Genomic DNA, 17878 nt, shown 5'->3' on the forward strand with positions numbered 1-17878 from the left:
GTACCGCGACCGACGGGACGGGCGGCATGACGACAGCAGCGAGCAGCGAACTCTCCGCCGGGCTGCGGGGATTCAGACGGGTCCAGCAGCTCGCGTACGAGTGCGCGGAAGCGGTCGCGGCCCGTCTGGAGCCCGGCATGAGCGAGCGGCAGGCCGCCGGGATGCAGCGCCGGTGGCTGCGCGAGCGGGGCGTCAGGGACTGGTTCCATCTGCCCTTCGCCTGGTTCGGGGACCGCACGGCGTTCACGGGCTTCCGCGTGCCCCTGCAGTTCTTCCCCACCGGCCGCCGACTGGAGCCCGGGATGCCGTTCATCCTGGACATGGCACCGGTGTACGAGGGATACACCGCGGACATCGGCTACTCCGGCTCGCTCGGCGCCAACCCGGTCCAGGACAGACTGATGGCCGACCTGGAGGCACACCGCGAGCTGATCCTGCGCGAGGTCCGCGAGCGGCGGTCGCTGCGCGAGATCTACGAGGACGTGGACCGCCTCATGGTCCGCCAGGGCTACGCCAACCGGCACCGCGCCTACCCCTTCGGCGTGATCGCCCACAAGGTCGACCGGGTCGGACAACGCCGCTGGTCACCGCACCTGTTCGGGTTCGGGCCCAGTCCCTGAAGGGCCTGGCCGCCGACGCGCTGCACGGCCACCGTGAGGGCTGGTCGCCCCTGTGGTCGCCGTACCGCTTCTCCGACCACCCGCCCCAGCCGGGCCTGTGGGCGGTCGAACCCCACCTCGGATTCCGGGGCACGGGCGCGAAGTTCGAGGAGATCCTCGTCGTCACCGACTCCGCGGATCCCGAACAGAGCGCCTTCTGGCTGGACGACGACCTGCCGCACGTGCGGCGCTGGGCGGAGGAGAAGTGACCTTGATGGAAGGTGCGCGCGAACGCCGGGTACGCACCGGCGGCATCGAACTGTGCGTGGCCGAACTCGGCGACCCGGGGCAGCCGACCGTGGTCCTGGTGCATGGCTACCCGGACAGCAAGGAGGTCTGGTCCCAGGTGGCCGGCCGTCTCGCCGACCGCTTCCACGTCGTCCTCTACGACGTCCGCGGCCACGGCCGCTCCACCGCGCCGAAGCCGCTGCGCGGCGGGTTCACCCTGGAGAAGCTGACCGACGACTTCCTGGCCGTCGCGGACGCCGTCAGCCCGGACCGGCCCGTGCACCTGGTCGGGCACGACTGGGGCTCGGTGCAGGCCTGGGAGTTCGTCACCGTCCGGCGCACCGAGGGCCGCATCGCCTCCTTCACCTCGATGTCCGGACCGTCCCTGGACCACTTCGGCCACTGGATCGCGGGCCGCCTCAGGCGCCCCACCCCCCGCCGCCTAGGCCAGCTCCTCGGCCAGGGCGCCAAGTCCTGGTACGTGTACGCGCTGCACACCCCCGCTCTGCCCGAGCTGGCCTGGCGCGGCCCGCTCGGCAAGCTCTGGCCGCGCGTCCTGGAGCTCGCCGAGAAGGTCCCCGCCCACGGCTACCCGACCGCATCTCTGCCCACCGACGCGGCCCACGGCGCCTGGCTGTACCGGGACAACGTCCGGGCCCGGCTGCGCCGCCCCCGCACCGACGCCCACGCACACGCGCCCGTGCAGCTCATCACGCCCCTGGGCGACGCCTTCCTGTCGGAGAAGCTCTACGACGGCCTGGAGCAGTGGGTCCCCGAACTGACCCGGCGCACGCTCCCGGCCAAGCACTGGATCCCCCGCTCCCGGCCCGACCAGCTCTCGGCGTGGATCACGGAGTTCGTGACGTCCGTCGAGAGCGGCCGGACCGCGGTGCCGGCCACCGGGAAGTACGCCGACCGGTTCGGCGGACAGCTCGTCCTGATCACCGGCGCGGGCAGCGGCATCGGACGGGCCACCGCGTTCGCCTTCGCCGAGTCCGGCGCGCGCGTGGTGGCCGTCGACCGGGACGCCGAGTCCGCCGCCCGCACCGCCGAACTGTCCCGGCTGCTCGGCGCCCCCGAGGCCTGGGCGGAGACCGTCGACGTCTCCGACGAACAGGCCATGGAGAAACTCGCCGCCAAGGTCGCCACCGAGTACGGCGTCGTGGACGTCCTCGTCAACAACGCCGGGATCGGCCTCGGCGGCCCCTTCCTCGACACCACCGTCGAGGACTGGAAGAAGGTCCTCGACGTCAACCTGTGGGGCGTCATCCACGGCTGCCGGCTCTTCGGCCGGCAGATGGCCGAGCGCGGACAGGGCGGCCACATCGTCAACACCGCCTCGGCGGCCGCCTACCAGCCCTCCAAAGCCCTGTCCGCGTACGGCACCTCCAAGGCCGCCGTCCTCATGCTCAGCGAGAGCCTGCGCGCCGAACTCGCCGGCCAGGGCATCGGCGTGAGCGCGATCTGCCCCGGCTTCGTCAACACCGGCATCACCGGCACCGCGCGCTTCGCGGGCGTCGACGCCGCCGAGGAGAAACGCCGCCAGAAACGCGCCGCCCGCCTCTACAAACTGCGGAACTACCCGCCCGAGAAGGTCGCCGACGCGATCCTGCGAGCGGTCGTGCGCAACCAGGCCGTCGTACCGGTCACGCCCGAGGCCCGCGGCACCCGCGCCCTGGCCCGATGGGCGCCGAAGGCACTGCGGGCGCTCGCCCGACTGGAGCCACCGCTGTGAACCACCGGATCGCCCCGCGCCGGGTGTCCTTCGACTGGTCCCGCACGCCCCTGCACTGGATCCCCGGCGAGCCCACCGCCACCCATGTCATCAACGTGCTGCACCTGCTGCTGCCGGCGGGGGAGCGCTGGTTCGTGCAGGTCTTCAAGGAAGGCCTGCCCCTGATCACGGACCCCGGACTCCGCGCCGACGTCAAGGGGTTCATGGGACAGGAGGCCACCCACAGCGTCCAGCACACGCACGTACTCGACCACCTGGCCGCCCAGCAGCTCGACACCGCCGACTTCACCCGGCACGTCGACTTCCTCTTCGAGCGCCTGCTCGGCGAGCGCCCGCCCCTCAACGCGCCCGTCCCCGCACGCGAGTGGCTGCGCTTCCGGCTCTCCGTCGTCGCCGCGATCGAACAGTTCACCGCCGTGCTCGGCGACTGGGTCCTGGCCGCCGACGGCCTCGACCGGGCCGGCGCCGACGAGGTGATGCTCGACCTGCTGCGCTGGCACGGCGCCGAGGAGGTCGAACACCGCGCGGTCGCCTTCGACATGTACCAGCACTGCGGCGGCACCGGCACACCCCGCTACGCCCGCCGGATCGCCGGCATGGCGGTGACGGCCCCGGTGATGCTGTACCTGTGGGTATGGGGGACGAACTACCTCATGCGCCGCGACCCACAACTGACGGACCGGTCGCGGTACTCCCTCAAGGAGCACGAGAAAGCCGTACGGAAGGGTCTGCTGCCTGCCTGGCGGGAGCTCGGCGCGGCCGTACCGCGCTACCTGCGGCGGTCCTACCACCCCTCGCGGGAAGGGTCGTTGAGCCGCGCGGTGGAGTACCTGAAGCGGTCACCGGCGGCGAGGGCCGCCTCGTGAGCGACACCCCCGCCTACCGGATCGAGGACCTCGCCCACCTCAGTGGTGCCACCGTCCGCACCATCCGCGCCTACCAGGACAGAGGACTGCTCCCCCGCCCCGAGCGCCGCGGCCGCGCCAACATCTACACCGACACCCACCTCGCCCGGCTGCGTCAGATCGCCGACCTCCTGGAGCGCGGCTACGGCCTGGCCTCCATCAAGGAGCTCCTGGAGGCCTACGACTCCGGCCGCGGCCTCGGCGGGATCCTCGGCCTGGTCGCCGAGGTCGACGGCCCGTGGACCGACGAGGAGACCGGCCGGATCTCCCGGGCCGACCTGCACGCACGCTTCGGCGGCACCCCCGACGAGGCCGCGGTCGCCGAGGCGGTCGAACTCGGCGTACTGGAGCCGGTGCCCGGAGACAGCGACACCTTCCTCGTACCGAGCCCCCAAGAGCTTTCCGTGGCCGTGGAGTTGCACGCGGCCGGGGTCCCGCTCCCCGCGATCTCGTGCCATCTGCGGGAGTTGAGGGGACAGGTCGAGCACATCGCCGCCCGCTTCCTGGAGTTCACCACCGAGCACGTCTTCGCTCGCTACCTGGACGCAGCCCACCGGCCGACCGAGGCCGACGCCGCCGAGGCGGCCTCGCTCGTACGACGGCTGCGCCCCCTCGCACAGCAGACCGTCGACGCCGAACTCGCGCGGGCGATGAGGCTGTTGGCGGCACAGGAACTGCGCCGGCACCTCGGCTCCGGGGCGACGGCGGACGGGCGCCCGACGTCACGTTCCGTGGCCGTGCCCGAGGAGACGATGCGGGCGGTGGAAAGGCTGGTTGGGGCCGAGCGGGTGTCGGAGTTCTTTGTGCTGGCGGCTGAACGGGAGGTGCGGGCAAGGGCGTTGGATGCGCTCACGTCAAGTGGACGTCCCCCAGTCGATCTTGACGAAGAGGGCTGACATGACAGGGAGTTGTCCACAGAAACGCCAAGTGGCCTGTGGATAACTACAGTTGGTTGTGGATCAAACATCCGGGTCAAAATCATTCGCGTGATTCACGTCTCTCCCAGCACCCTGGTGACATGGACGAAAGACGCACCGTGAAGGTGTCGAAGTACCTCTCGAAGCATCTGCGGCACCAGCCCGAACGGATCGGCCTCACCCTCGACGAGGCCGGCTGGGTCGAGATCGACGCCCTGCTCGCCGCGACCGCCGCGCACAACTTCCGCATCACCCGTGAAGAACTGGACCAGGTCGTCGCCGCGAACGACAAACAACGCTTCGCCATCGACGGCACCCGCATCCGTGCCAGCCAGGGCCACAGCATCGAGGTCGACCTCGGACTGCCACCGGCGACCCCGCCGCCGTACCTCTACCACGGCACCGTGGCCCGCACCCTGGACGCGATCCGCGCCGAGGGACTGCGGCCCATGAACCGGCACGACGTGCACCTGTCTCCCGACCGCGAGACCGCGACCCGCGTCGGAGCCCGCCGCGGCCGCCCCGTCGTGCTCTCCGTGGACGCGGCAGCCATGCACCGCGACGGCCACGTCTTCCACGTCAGCGCGAACGGGGTCTGGCTGACCCAGGCCGTGCCGCCCCGATATCTGCGGTTTCCCGAGTCGCACTGACTCCTTCCCAGGCATGATCGGTGGTATGGACCAGTTGCCCACCACCGAGGCCGCCGTCACCGCGCTCCGCGCCCTCGCCGCCGAATACGGGCTCGCGATCGAGGTGAGCCACGACATCGGCGCCGACCAGACCTCCCGCCGCAGCGCCGCGGGCGTCGGCGTCACCACCGACCCGGACGGCACCCTGCCCCACGAGGCCTACGTCGAGTTCGGCGGCCGGCCCCGGGTGGATGTGCGCCTGTTCCCGGACGACGACGCCCTGATCACCGTCGACGGAGTCGAGTGCCCCGACGTCGCCCGCGACGACGTCCCCGCCTTCCTCCGCGCCCTCTACGAAGGCCACGCCTGGGTGAAGGCACGCCGGTTCCCGCCCAGCCACTTCCTGATGGTGCCGCTCCCGGGCGACCGGGTGCACAAGGAGTTCATCCCGGTCGGCCTCAGTCCCTGGCTCAGCGGCCGCGCTCGGTGACCGTGCGTCGCTGTTTCACGTGAAACAGCGCCCGCCGCTTACGCTCGGACACATGAGTCTGCGTCTGAGCACCGTGATCCTCCCCTACCGCCGCTGGAACGAGGGGAGCCGCGAGGCATGGCAGCGCGCGGAGCAGCTCGGCTTCCACACCGGATACACCTACGACCACCTGTCCTGGCGCACCTTCCGCGACGGGCCCTGGTTCGGTGCCGTTCCCACACTGACCGCCGCCGCGGGCGTCACCGACCGGCTGCGTCTGGGCACCCTCGTGACCTCGCCGAACTTCCGGCACCCGGTGACCCTCGCCAAGGAACTGATCACTCTGGACGACATCTCCGGCGGCCGGGTCACTCTCGGCATCGGCGCGGGCGGCACCGGCTTCGACGCCACCGCGCTCGGCCAGGAACCGTGGAGCCCGCGCGAGCGCGCCGACCGGCTCGCCGAGTTCGTCCCGCTGCTCGACCGCCTGCTCCGCGAGGACTCCGTGTCCTACGAGGGCGACTTCTACTCGGCGCACGAGGCCCGGAACATCCCCGGCTGCCTCCAGCGGCCCCGGCTGCCCTTCGCGGTGGCGGCCACCGGACCGCGCGGCCTGAAGCTCGCCGCGCGTCACGGGCAGGCCTGGGTGACCACCGGCGACCCGAAGCTGTATGAGAACGGCACCCCCGAGCAGTCCCTACAGGCCCTCCGCGGCCAGGTCGACAAACTCACCGACGCCTGCGCAGCACTCGGTCGGGACGTGAACACTCTGGACAAGATCCTGCTCACCGGCTTCACCCCGGACCGCGGCCGCCCGCTGGAGTCCCTGGACGCCTTCGTCGACTTCGCGGGCCGCCATCGGGAGCTCGGCTTCAGCGAACTCGTCATCCACTGGCCGATCCCCGACTCGGACTTCGCCGCCGACGAGAAGGTCTTCGAACAGATCGCCATGGAGGCACCGGCACAGCTGGGCTGAGACGGCAGCACCGGGGCGGGCGGGCTCCCGCCCCGCGTCATCTATGTCTCACCTGTGCGGGCACCCGCACGGTCGTGCAGGCATATGCGGGAGAATGAGCGGGTGACCTCAGCAACGCGACAGCCCGAGACCCCGGCCGCCGACATACCGCCGCGCCTGATCGCCACCGATCTCGACGGCACTCTGCTGCGCGACGACAAGTCGGTGTCCCCACGCACGGTCGCGGCCCTCGCCGCCGCCGAGGAGGCCGGCATCGAGGTCTTCTTCGTCACCGGCCGACCGGCCCGCTGGATGGACGTCGTCAGCGACCACGTCCACGGTCATGGCCTCGCCATCTGCGGCAACGGCGCCGCGGTGGTCGACCTGCACGGCGGCCGCGGCGCCCACCGTTTCGTGAAGGTGCGCGAGCTGGCCCGGGAGAACGCGCTGGACGCCGTACGGCTGCTGCGGGAGGCGGCGCCCGGCACGGTGTACGCGGTGGAGCAGACCTACGGCTTCCACCAGGAGCCGGACTACCCCAAGCTGCACATGGAGATCCCGGACAACCTGGCCCCCGCCGAGGAACTGCTGGCCGACGACGGCCCAGGTGCCGCCGAGCCGGTGCTGAAGATCCTCGCCTACCACCCCTCGATCGACCCGGACGCCTTCCTCACCCTCTCGCGCCTGGCCATCGGCGACCGCGCCAACGTCACCCGGTCCAGCCCCAGCGCCCTGCTGGAGATCAGCGGCCCCGGCGTCTCCAAGGCGAGCACGCTCGCCCTGTGCTGCGCCGAGCGCGGGATCTCCCACGAGCAGGTCGTCGCCTTCGGGGACATGCCCAACGACGTCGAGATGCTCACCTGGGCGGGCCAGTCGTACGCGATGGGCAACGCCCACCCCGACGTGATCGCGGCGGCCTCGGGCCGGACCGTCGCCAACAACGACGACGGGGTGGCCGTCGTGATCGAGCGGATGCTGGAACGGCTGTAGCTGTTGCCGCGGCGCGGCGCGGCGCGGGGATGCTCGGCCGTGGTTCGGCCGCCGGATGCCCCGCACGTGTCTCAGCCGATCGGCACCCCACGGGCCGCCAGCCACGGCACCGGGTCCACCGCCGAGCCTGTCTCGGGCGTGACCCGCGCCTCGAAGTGCAGATGCGGGCCGGTCGAGTTGCCGGTCGTGCCCGACTGCCCGATCCACTGCCCGGGGGCGACGCCCTCCCCCTGGTCGACAGTGACGGCGGCGAGATGGGCGTACTGAGTGAAGTAGCCGTCCGGGTGCTCGATCACGATCTCGATGCCGAAGGGGCCGCCGCACGACACCTTCACCACCCGGCCCGCGCCCACCGCCCGCACCGGCGTCCCGATCGGCACCGCGAAGTCCTGCCCGGTGTGCCGGCTCGCCCACCGCGACCCACCGCTGCCGAACCCGGCGGACAGCTCGTACGTCGCCACCGGCGTGACCCAGGTGCCCTCCACGGGCTGCTGCGGCTGGTCCAGACGTACGGCTCCCCGGCATGCCCCGGCCGCCACGGACGCGTCGGCCTCACCTTGCAACTGCCCGCGTGCCTCTTCGAGTCTCTGCTCGATGTCCTGCTTCAACGCGGCAAGTTCGGCGCTGCGCCGCTCCAACGACCGCCGCGCCGTCGCGGCCTTCGCCTCGTCCGCCGCGAGCCGGGCCTCGGCCCTGCGGCTCTTCTCGACCGCATTGTCGACCGCCAGCGTGGTCCGGGAGAAGACATGCTGACCCTGCATCAGTTCGGCGGTGTCGTCCGCGAAGATGATCTGCGCGGTGAGCGGGAGTCCGCCGCCGTCGCGGTACTGGGCCCGGGCCATGCGGCCGAGGTCCTTGTGCAGAACGGCGATCTCCCGCCGTTCCCGGCCGAGGAGTTCCTCGAGCCGCTGCGCCCGCACCCGCTGCGCCTCCGCCTCCTGGCGCCCCGCCTCGTACCGCTGGGTCGCCAGTGCCGCCTCCTCGTACAGCCGCAGGACCTGCGTGCTGACCCCACCGTCATCGCGACGGCCCGCACTGCCCTCGGCGGCGTCCGTGGGACGCGCGGCCAACACCGCGAACGCACACAGCAGTGCCGGAACGAGCAGCGGATGTCGGTGAGGTGATCGCATGTCAGCGATCCTGACCCGGGCACCGGGACGCGGTCCTGTTCACGTCGTACGGCCGGGGGACACGTTGCTGCGGACGGGTCAGTGCGGCGCCTGCCACACGATCGTCGTACCGCCGCCGCCCTCCCCGGTTCCGGGACCGTGCCAGCTGCCCCCGCCCAGGGATTCCGCGCGCCGCCTCAGGTTGTTCAGGCCGCTGCGCCGGCCTCCCTCGGGAATGCCGACGCCGTCGTCCACGACGGTCAGCCGTACACCGGGACGGCCGTCGGGCAGGGTCGCGGTGGCGTCGACGACGACCGCGATCCGGGAGGCCCCGGCGTGCCGGAAGGCGTTGGAGAGAGCCTCGCGCAACGCCGCGACGAGGTTCTTGCCGGTGAGCTCGCCCACCGCGGTGTCGACCGGGCCGACGAAACGGTGCGAGGGCCTGAAGCCGAGCGGCACGGCGGCCATGTTGATCTCGCGCAGCACCCGGGTCCGCAGCCCCGCGGGCGCCTCGGCCGGATCCTGTTGGAGCGCGAAGATCGCCGTACGGATCTCCTGGATGGTGGTGTCGAGCTCACCGACCGCCTTGCCGACCCCGTCGCGCACCTCCGGCACGACCGAACGCCGCTGTGCGCTCTCCAGCGTCATCCCGGTGGTGAACAGCCGCTGGATGACGAGGTCGTGCAGATCACGGGCGATACGGTCACGGTCCTGGTACACCGCCAGCCGCTCCCGGTCCCGCTGTGTCTCGGCCATCATCAGCGCGAGCGCGGCCTGCGAGGCGAACTGGACGGCCAGAGCCCGTTCCGTCCGCGTGAACGGCCGCTCTCCCCGGGCGCGCGGAGTGACGAGACCGCCCAGCACCCGGCCGTAGCTCTGCAGGGGAACCATCATGATCGGCCCGTAGCCGCGGGCCAGGCTGTCGGCCATCCGGGGATCCGTGCCCGCGTCCTCGACGAACACCGCCTGTCCGTCGAGGAGTTCGGCGACGATCTCGTTGTCCGGGGGAACCACCCTGCCCAGGGCGTCCGAGGGCGTGTCCGCGGCCACGGCGGCGATCTCCAGACCACCCTCCTCGGCGGTCAGAAGCACGATCCCGGCCGTCGACCGGGAGAGCCGGCGGGCCTGTTCGGCGACGACCTGGAGGGCGTCGTCGGCGTCGCCGTCGGACAGCAGGGCGGTGGTCACGGCGACCGAGCCGTCGATCCAGCGTTCGCGCTGCTGCGCCGCCTCGTACAGCCGCGCGTTGCCGACGGCGATGCCCGCCTCGGTGGCCAGCACCCGGGCCGTGTCGAGGTCGTCGTCGCCGAACGGCCCGCCCCCGCGCTTGTCCGTCAGATACAGGTTCCCGAAGACCTCGCCCTGCACCCGGATCGGCAGACCGAGGAAGGTGCGCATCGGCGGATGGTGCTCGGGGAGGCCGCACGAACGCGGGTCCGCGGTCAGGTCGGTCAGCCGCACCGGTTCCGGATCGCGGATGAGGGCGCCGAGCAGCCCCCTGTGCCCGTCGGGCAGCCGCCCGATCCGCCGGGCCGTTTCCTCGCCGGTCCCACGGAAGACGAAGTCGGCGAGACCGTCACCGTCCTCGTCGACGACACCGATGGCCGCATAGCGGGCACCGGTCAGCTCCGCCGCCGTCTCGCAGATCCGTTCCAGCGTGGAGCGCAGTTCGAGACCGCTGCCGACGGACCGCATCGCCTCCAGCAATTGCGGCAGCCGTACGGTCAATGCGTTCGGCGGCGTTCCCTGGGGGGTGGACATGACCAGAGGGTAATTAATGCCGATTCATCCTGAAAGCCGGACTCGGTCCCGCGGCCCGCCCCCGGGCTCAGCGCGCTCCCACCAGCAGCTCCGACTCCGCCTCCCGCTCGGCCATCGCCCGCAACGGCCCCTGCACGGCCGCCAACTCCGCGTACGTACCGCGCTGCACGACCCGTCCCTCGTCGAGCACGACCACCTCGTCCACCGATTCGAGCCCCGCCAGGCGGTGCGTGATGAGGACAGTCGTACGGCCCTCGGTGGCGGCCAGCAGATCGGCGGTCAGCGCGTCGGCGGTGGGCAGGTCGAGATGCTCGGCGGGCTCGTCCAGGACGAGAACGGGGAAGTCGGCGAGCAGGGCCCGAGCCAGCGCGAGCCGCTGCCGCTGACCGCCGGACAGCCACGCCCCGTGCTCGCCGACCAGGGTGTCGAGGCCGTCGGGCAGGCTCTCGGCCCAGTCGAGCAGACGGGCCCGCCCCAGCGCGTCCCGCAGTTCCTCCTCGGTCGCGTCCTTCTTCGCCAGGAGCAGGTTCTCGCGCACCGAGCTGTCGAAGAGGTGTGCGTCCTGCGCGCACAGCCCCACCAGGTGCCGTACGTCGTCGCTGTGCAGCCCGTAGGCGTCCACGCCACCCAGGGTGTAGGTGCCGGCGTCCGCGTCCAGGAAGCGCAGCAGAACCTGCGCGAGCGTCGTCTTGCCGGAACCGGAGGCGCCGACCACGGCGATCCTCCGGCCCTGCGCCAGGGTCAGGTCCAGGCCCGCGAGCGCGTCCCGGTCCTGGCCCTCGTGCCGGGTGGTGACTTGCTTGAGGACGACCGGGAACGGCGAGGCGGGCGCCTGCCGGGCCCGCTCCGGTTCCCGTACCGGCTCGGGCGCGTCCAGCACCTCGTGGACGCGCTCCGCGCTCCGGCGCACCCGCTGGCGGTACTGCACCGCGAGCGGCAGCCCCAGCACGGCCTCGAAGGCTGCCAGCGGAGTGAGCACGACGACGGCCATGACGACCCCGCCGAGTCGCCCGGAGGCCACCGCCTGGGCGCCGACGAGGGCGGTCGCGGTGACGGTCAGGCCACAGATCAGGGCGGTCAGACCGTCACCGAGTGCGGTGGCGGTGGCGCCGCGGGAGGCGATCCGGGTGAGGACGCCGTCCGCCCGCCGGGTCTCGGCACTGCGGGCGGGCAGGGCGCCGGCGACGGTCAACTCCGCCGTCCCGGTGAGGAGATCGGTCACGCGGGTGGCCAGTTCCCCCCGGGCGGGGGCCAGCCTGCGCTCGGCGCGGCGAGCCACGGCTCCCGTGATGAGCGGGACACCGGCACCGGCGGCCAGCAGGCCCACGGCGAGCACGGCACCGGCCTCCGGCAGCAGCCAGGCCGTGAAACCGACGGAGGCCGCCGACACCACGACGGCCGCTCCGGCGGGCAGCAGCCAGCGCAGCCAGTAGTCCTGGAGGGCGTCCACGTCGGAGACGAGCCGCGAGAGCAGATCCCCCCGGCGGGTCGTCCGCAGACCGGCGGGCGCCAGCCGCTCAAGGCGCCGGTACACCGCGACCCGGGTGTCGGCCAGCATCCGCAGCACGGCGTCGTGCGACACCAGCCGCTCCGCGTACCGGAAGACAGCCCGGCCGATCCCGAAGGCCCGGGTAGCCGTCACGGCCACCATCAGATACAGCACGGGGGGCTGCTGCGAGGCCCGTGAGATCAGCCACCCCGAGGTGGCCATCAGTCCCACGGCACTGCCGAGCGCCAGGCTCCCGAGCAGCAGCGCGAGCGCGAGCCGGCCGCGTCGGGGGCCGGACATGGCGCGGACACGGGCGAGCGCGCTGCGCGCCTCGGCCGGCGACTCGGTCGTCCAGGTCTCCGGCACCACGGTCCCGCTGTCCTCGACCGGGCGTGCCGTCGACGTCCTGGCCGTGGCATCGACAGGAGCCGGGACCGAAGGTTCCGCCAGCCGCACGACCCGGTCCGCCACGCCGAGCAGCGCCGGTCGATGCACCACCAGCAGTACGGTCCGCCCAGCAGCGAGCCGTCGTACCGCCGCAACGACGTCCGCCTCGGTCGCCCCGTCGAGGGCCGCCGTCGGCTCGTCGAGGAGCAGTACCGGCCGGTCCGCGAGAAACGCCCGGGCCAGCGCGAGCCGTTGCCGTTGCCCGGCAGAGAGCCCGGCGCCGTCCTCACCGAGCACGGTGCCGGTTCCCCGGGAAAGCGCGTCGACGAACTCCAGCGCCCCCGCGTCCCCCAGCGCCCGCCGTACTGCGGCTTCGTCGGCGTCGGGTCGTGCCAGCCGTACGTTGTCGGCAATGCTCCCGGCGAACAGCTGCGGCCGCTGCGGCACCCAGGCGATGCGCGAACGCCACTCCTCGAGATCGAGCTCCGCGAGATCGGTTCCCCCGATCCGCACCTGTCCCTCGGTCGGCGGCACGAATCCCAACAGGACGTTCAGCAGGGTCGACTTGCCCGCGCCGCTGGGTCCGACCAGGGCCACCGTCTCCCCGGGCGCGACCTCGAAGGACACCTGGGTGACGGCGTCCCCGGAGCGGCCCGGGTACCTGACCGTGACCTGCTCGAAGGACAGCCCACCGGCGGGCACCGCAGCCGTACCCGTCGTCGGCACCGGCGTCTCCAGCACCGAGAAGATCTCCTCGGCGGCCGCCAGTCCCTCCGCCGCCGCGTGATACTGCGCGCCCACCTGCCGCAGGGGCAGATACGCCTCGGGGGCCAGGATGAGAATGACCAGGCCGTCGTACAGGTGCATCTCGCCGTGGACGAGCCGCATCCCGATCGTCACGGCGACCAGGGCCACCGAGAGCGTCGACAGCAACTCCAGGGCGAACGATGAGATGAAGGCGATCCGCAGCGTCCGCATGGTCGCCTGCCGGTACTCGCCGGTGATGCGTCGGATCGACTCGGCCTGCGCCTTGGCCCGGCCGAACACCTTCAGCGTCGGCAGTCCCGCGACCACGTCCAGGAAGTGCCCCGACAGCCGGGACAGCAGCCGCCACTGTCGGTCCATCCGGGACTGGGTGGCCCAGCCGATGAGGACCATGAAGACGGGGATGAGGGGCAGGGTCCCGACGATGATGGCCGCCGAGACCCAGTCCTCGGTCACGATCCGCGCCAGCACCGCCACCGGCACGACCACCGCCAGGCCCAACTGCGGGAGATAGCGCGAGAAGTAGTCGTCGAGGGCGTCGACTCCCCTGGTGGCGAGGGCGACCAGCGACCCGGTCCGCTGCCCGCTCAGCCACCCGGGCCCCAGCTCCGAGGCCCGCTCCAGCAGCCGCCCCCGGAGCTCCGACTTCACCGCCGCGCCGGCCCGGTGTGCGGCGAGTTCGGTGAGCCAGGAGACGAACCCGCGGCCGACGGCTACAGCCGCCAACAGCATGAGGGGTGTGCGGAGTTCGGACACGGCCAGACCGTGCTGGAACGCACCGACCACGATCTCGGCGATGAGCATCGCCTGAGCGATGACCAGCAGCGAGCCGAGGACTCCCAGGCCCACCACGGCCACCAGGAAGAGGCGAGTGGCCCGGGCGTAGCGCAGCAGACGCGGGTCGATCGGTTTCACGTGAAACACACCCTCTTCTCAAGGGGCATGTTTCACGTGAAACATGCCACATATCGGGCTCAGTGCGCGGGTTCGGCGATGTGCTGCGTGCCGATCCGCTTGCGGAACACCCAGTAGGTCCAGCCCTGGTAGAGCAGGACGATCGGTGTGGCAATCCCCGCACACCAGGTCATGATCTTCAACGTGTACGGGCTCGACGACGCATTGGTGACCGTCAGGCTCCAGTCCTCGTTCAGCGAGGACGGCATGACGTTCGGGAACAACGCGAGGAAGAGCATGGCGACCGCGGCCACGATGGTGACGCCGGACAGGGCGAACGACCATCCCTCGCGTCCGGCCTGGTTGGCCACCAGAGCGGCGACCAGGGCGGCGACCGCCACCACCATCGCCACCAGGCTCTTGCCGTCTCCGTTGTCGACCTGGGTCCACAGGAGGAAGACCAGCGCCGCAGCAGCCGTCACCACGCCCACCCGAAGCGCCAGCCTCCGCGCTCGCTCCCGGATCTCCCCGACCGTCTTGAGGGCCGTGAACACCGTGCCGTGGAAGGTGAACAGGGTCAGCGTCACCACTCCGCCAAGGAGGGCGTAGGGGTTGAGCAGGTCCCAGAAGCCACCGACGTACTCGAAGTTCCGGTCGATCTTCACGCCGTGCACGATGTTGCCGAAGGCCACACCCCACAGGAACGCGGGGATGAGCGAGGTCCAGAAGATCGCGGTCTCCCAGTTGCGCTGCCAGTTCTCCTCGGGCCGCTTGGCCCGGTACTCGAAGGCGACACCCCGGACGATCAGGCAGACCAGGATGACCAGCAGCGGCAGGTAGAAGCCCGAGAACAGGGTGGCGTACCACTCGGGGAAGGCAGCGAAGGTGGCCCCGCCCGCTGTGAGCAGCCACACCTCGTTGCCGTCCCAGACGGGACCGATGGTGTTGATCAGGACACGCTTTTCGACCCGGTTGCGGGCGAGCAGCCTGGTGAGGACGCCGACCCCGAAGTCGAAGCCCTCCAGGAAGAAGTAGCCGGTCCACAGGACGGCGATGAGGACGAACCAGACGTCGTGAAGTTCCATGACTCGATCTCCCTCGGCCTAGTACGAGAAGGCCATCGGCTTGTCGGCGTCACGGGTGTCGCCGCCGATCTTCGTGGGCGGGTTGAGGTCGGCCTCGGTGAGTTCGGGCGGTCCCGCCTTGACGTACTTCACGAGCAGCTTGACCTCGACGACGGCGAGGACGGCGTACAGGGCCGTGAAGGTGATCATCGAGATGAGGACCTCGGCCTGGGAGACACCGGGGGAGACCGCGTGCCGGGTCTGCAGGACGCCGTAGACGACCCATGGCTGGCGGCCCATCTCGGTGAAGATCCAGCCCCAGGAGTTGGCGATCAGCGGGAAGCCCAGGGTCCAGATCGCCACCAGCCAGTAGAGCCGGCCGAGCTTGGGGCTGAGCGCCTTGTTCTTGAAGAGAACCAGATGCGGCACCTCGTCGTCGGCCACCCTCAGGTGCTGCGGCAGCATGAACTTCTTGCGGGTCAGCCAGAGTCCGGCCAGACCGATGGCGAAGGACGCCATGCCGAAGCCGATCATCCAACGGAACGCCCAGAAGGTGACGGGGATGTTGGGCCGGTAGTCGCCGGGCCCGTACTTCTGCTGCTCGGCCTTGTTGACGTCGTTGATGCCGGGGACGTACGAGGAGAAGTCGTCGTTGGCGAGGAAGGACAGCAGGCCGGGGATCTCGATGGCCACGGTGTTGTGGCCCTTCTCCACGTCGCCGTAGGCGAAGATCGAGAAGGGTGCCGAGTCCTGGCCGTCCCAGAGGGCTTCGGCGGCCGCCATCTTCATCGGTTGCTGCTTGAACATGACCTTGCCGAGGGTGTCACCGCTGATCGCGGTGAGCATGCCGGCGATGACCACGGTGACCAGGCCGAGGCGCAGCGAGGTCTTCATCACGGGGATGTGCTTCTTGCGGAACAGATGGAAGGCCGCGATGCCGACCATGAAGGCGCCGCCGGTGAGGAAGGTGGCCGACATGGTGTGGAAGACCTGGGCGAGCGTGGTGTTCTGGGTCAGCACCGCCCAGAAGTCGGTGAGTTCGGCTCGGCCCTTCTCCTTGTTGATCCGGTAGCCGACCGGGTGCTGCATCCACGAGTTGGCCGCGAGGATGAAGTAGGCCGACAGGATCGTGCCGATCGAGACCATCCAGATGCAGGCCAGGTGGATCTTCTTGGGCAGCTTGTCCCAGCCGAAGATCCACAGCCCGATGAAGGTGGACTCGAAGAAGAAGGCGATCAGCGCCTCGAAGGCGAGCGGAGCACCGAAGACGTCGCCGACGAAGCGCGAGTAGTCGGACCAGTTCATGCCGAACTGGAACTCCTGCACGATGCCGGTGACCACACCCATCGCGATGTTGATCAGGAAGAGCTTGCCCCAGAACTTGGTGGCCCTGAGGTACTTCTCGTTCTCCGTACGTACCCAGGCCGTCTGCAGGCCGGCCGTCAGAGCGGCCAGGGAGATCGTCAGGGGGACGAACAGGAAGTGGTAGACGGTGGTGATGCCGAACTGCCAGCGCGCCAGGGTCTCCGGCGCCAGAGCCAGGTCCACGTCGCCGCTCCTTACCTCACAGGCTTGTGGAACATATGCATACAAAAAGAGCGCTTGTGAAAGCGTTCACATTCACAAGCAATTATGACGCATGGCAGTTCGACGTGGGATGGGCGGGGGGTCCCTGAGAGGGTCCGATAGGTCACATCGGAGAGGGACCGGTCGGCCTCTAGCGCGCGAGGCGCCGGGGTTTCACGTGAAACCCCGGCGCCTCGCAGACGTGTACCGCCCCGTCACAGCTCCTTGAGGAAGCCCTCCGCCACCTTCAGGAAGATGTCGTTGGCCTCGGCCTCGCCGACCGTCACCCGCACGCCCTCGCCCGCGAAGGGCCGCACGACCACGCCGTGCTGCTCGCAGGCCGCCGCGAAGTCGAGCGTGCGCTCCCCCAGTCGCAGCCACACGAAGTTCGCCTGGGTCTCGGGCACCGTCCAGCCCTGGGCCCGCAGCCCCTCCAGCACACGGTTGCGTTCACAGACCAGCGAGCCGACCCGGCCCAGGAGTTCGTCCTCGGCCTGAAGCGAGGCGATCGCCGCCTCCTGCGCGAGCTGGCTGACTCCGAAGGGCACCGCCGTCTTGCGCAGGGCTGCGGCCACCGGCTCGTGGGCGATCGCGAAGCCGACTCTCAGGCCCGCGAGGCCGTACGCCTTGGAGAAGGTGCGCAGCACGCAGACGTTCGGCCGGGTGCGGTACAGCTCCACGCCGTCCGGGACCTCGAGGTCGCGGATGAACTCACGGTAGGCCTCGTCGAGCACCACCAGCACATCGCTGGGCACCCGATCGAGGAATCGTTCCAGCTCGGCCCGCTTCACGACCGTGCCGGTCGGGTTGTTGGGGTTGCAGACGAAGATCAACCGGGTCCGGTCGGTGATCGCGTCGGCCATCGCGTCCAGGTCGTGCACATCGCCATCGGTCAGCGACACCTTCACCGAGGTGGCACCGCTGATCTGCGTGATGATCGGGTACGCCTCGAAGGAGCGCCAGGCGTAGATCACCTCGTCACCCGGTCCCGAGGTCGCCTGGATCAGCTGCTGGGCGACACCGACCGAACCGGTGCCGGTGGCCAGGTGGGAGAGCGGGACACCGAAGCGCTCGGACAGCTCGTTCATCAGACCCGTGCACGCCATGTCCGGGTAGCGGTTGAACGAGGAGGCCGCGGCCGTCAGAGTCTCCAGCACGCTCGGCAGCGGCGGATAGGGGTTCTCGTTGGAGGACAGCTTGTAGGCCACCGGCCCGCCGGCCGCGGCGGGCTTGCCCGGCTTGTACGTGGGGATACCCTCCAGCTCGGCGCGCAGCTTCGGGCTCGTCTCGCTCACCGCAGTCCTCCTCTTGACCACCGACGCATGGCGGCCGACTCCGGCAGCCGGCATCCAATAC

13 protein-coding genes and 1 pseudogene are annotated in these 17878 nt (G+C 70.8%); 8 read left to right on the top strand and 6 right to left on the bottom strand.

Annotated features, from left to right (window positions below; translation table 11 throughout):
- The first annotated feature begins 26 nt into the window (after window positions 1-26).
- The 8 genes and pseudogenes from IOD14_RS43600 (at window position 27) to IOD14_RS43635 (ending at window position 7487) form a co-directional block, all read left to right on the top strand.
- A pseudogene (locus IOD14_RS43600) lies at window positions 27-868 on the top strand (M24 family metallopeptidase).
- Window positions 865-2622 carry an SDR family oxidoreductase gene (locus IOD14_RS43605; RefSeq protein ID WP_212673138.1) on the top strand — a complete coding sequence of 586 codons (1758 nt, stop codon included), beginning with the start codon at window positions 865-867 and terminating at the stop codon, window positions 2620-2622. Before IOD14_RS43600 ends, IOD14_RS43605 begins: the two are co-directional and overlap by 4 nt.
- On the top strand, window positions 2571-3488 hold the full coding sequence (locus IOD14_RS43610; RefSeq protein WP_212673139.1) for a metal-dependent hydrolase: 918 nt from the start codon (window positions 2571-2573) through the stop codon (window positions 3486-3488). The genes IOD14_RS43605 and IOD14_RS43610 overlap by 52 nt, the downstream gene beginning before the upstream one ends.
- Complete coding sequence (locus tag IOD14_RS43615; RefSeq protein WP_212673140.1) at window positions 3485-4423, top strand: MerR family transcriptional regulator; 939 nt, start codon at window positions 3485-3487, stop codon at window positions 4421-4423. Before IOD14_RS43610 ends, IOD14_RS43615 begins: the two co-directional genes overlap by 4 nt.
- A 122-nt stretch (window positions 4424-4545) precedes the next feature.
- Window positions 4546-5094 (top strand): RNA 2'-phosphotransferase, encoded by a 549-nt coding sequence (locus tag IOD14_RS43620; RefSeq protein WP_123990330.1) that lies wholly within the window; start codon window positions 4546-4548, stop codon window positions 5092-5094.
- A gap of 25 nt (window positions 5095-5119) precedes the next feature.
- Complete coding sequence (locus IOD14_RS43625) at window positions 5120-5563, top strand: hypothetical protein (protein WP_212673141.1); 444 nt, start codon at window positions 5120-5122, stop codon at window positions 5561-5563.
- A gap of 52 nt (window positions 5564-5615) precedes the next feature.
- The gene (locus tag IOD14_RS43630; protein WP_212673142.1) at window positions 5616-6518 is read left to right on the top strand and encodes an LLM class flavin-dependent oxidoreductase; all 903 of its coding nucleotides are present in this window, start codon (window positions 5616-5618) and stop codon (window positions 6516-6518) included.
- A gap of 84 nt (window positions 6519-6602) precedes the next feature.
- Window positions 6603-7487 (top strand): HAD-IIB family hydrolase, encoded by an 885-nt coding sequence (locus IOD14_RS43635; protein ID WP_174269178.1) that lies wholly within the window; start codon window positions 6603-6605, stop codon window positions 7485-7487.
- A gap of 71 nt (window positions 7488-7558) precedes the next feature.
- On the opposite strand, the gene IOD14_RS43640 is transcribed toward IOD14_RS43635, so the two are convergent.
- From IOD14_RS43640 to hisC, 6 genes are all read right to left on the bottom strand, one after another.
- Window positions 7559-8617: a M23 family metallopeptidase gene (locus IOD14_RS43640; protein ID WP_123990334.1), complete on the bottom strand. Its 1059-nt coding sequence runs from the start codon at window positions 8615-8617 to the stop codon at window positions 7559-7561.
- Window positions 8618-8695: 78 nt separating this feature from the next.
- A complete protein-coding gene (locus IOD14_RS43645; protein WP_212673143.1) occupies window positions 8696-10357 on the bottom strand; it encodes a GAF domain-containing sensor histidine kinase in 1662 nt (553 codons plus the stop codon).
- A 67-nt stretch (window positions 10358-10424) separates the two neighbouring features.
- Window positions 10425-13913 carry a thiol reductant ABC exporter subunit CydD gene (gene cydD, locus IOD14_RS43650; RefSeq protein ID WP_212673144.1) on the bottom strand — a complete coding sequence of 1163 codons (3489 nt, stop codon included), beginning with the start codon at window positions 13911-13913 and terminating at the stop codon, window positions 10425-10427.
- A 59-nt stretch (window positions 13914-13972) separates the two neighbouring features.
- Window positions 13973-14977, bottom strand: a complete 1005-nt coding sequence (gene cydB / locus IOD14_RS43655) for a cytochrome d ubiquinol oxidase subunit II (protein WP_123990337.1) — start codon at window positions 14975-14977, stop codon at window positions 13973-13975.
- Between the two features lie 18 nt (window positions 14978-14995).
- A complete protein-coding gene (locus IOD14_RS43660) occupies window positions 14996-16504 on the bottom strand; it encodes a cytochrome ubiquinol oxidase subunit I (RefSeq protein ID WP_123990338.1) in 1509 nt (502 codons plus the stop codon).
- 233 nt (window positions 16505-16737) lie between these two features.
- Window positions 16738-17817 (bottom strand): histidinol-phosphate transaminase, encoded by a 1080-nt coding sequence (gene hisC, locus IOD14_RS43665; protein ID WP_212673145.1) that lies wholly within the window; start codon window positions 17815-17817, stop codon window positions 16738-16740.
- Between the last annotated feature and the right edge of the window lie 61 nt (window positions 17818-17878).

The organism is Streptomyces sp. A2-16, from assembly GCF_018128905.1.
Taxonomy (GTDB): domain Bacteria; phylum Actinomycetota; class Actinomycetes; order Streptomycetales; family Streptomycetaceae; genus Streptomyces.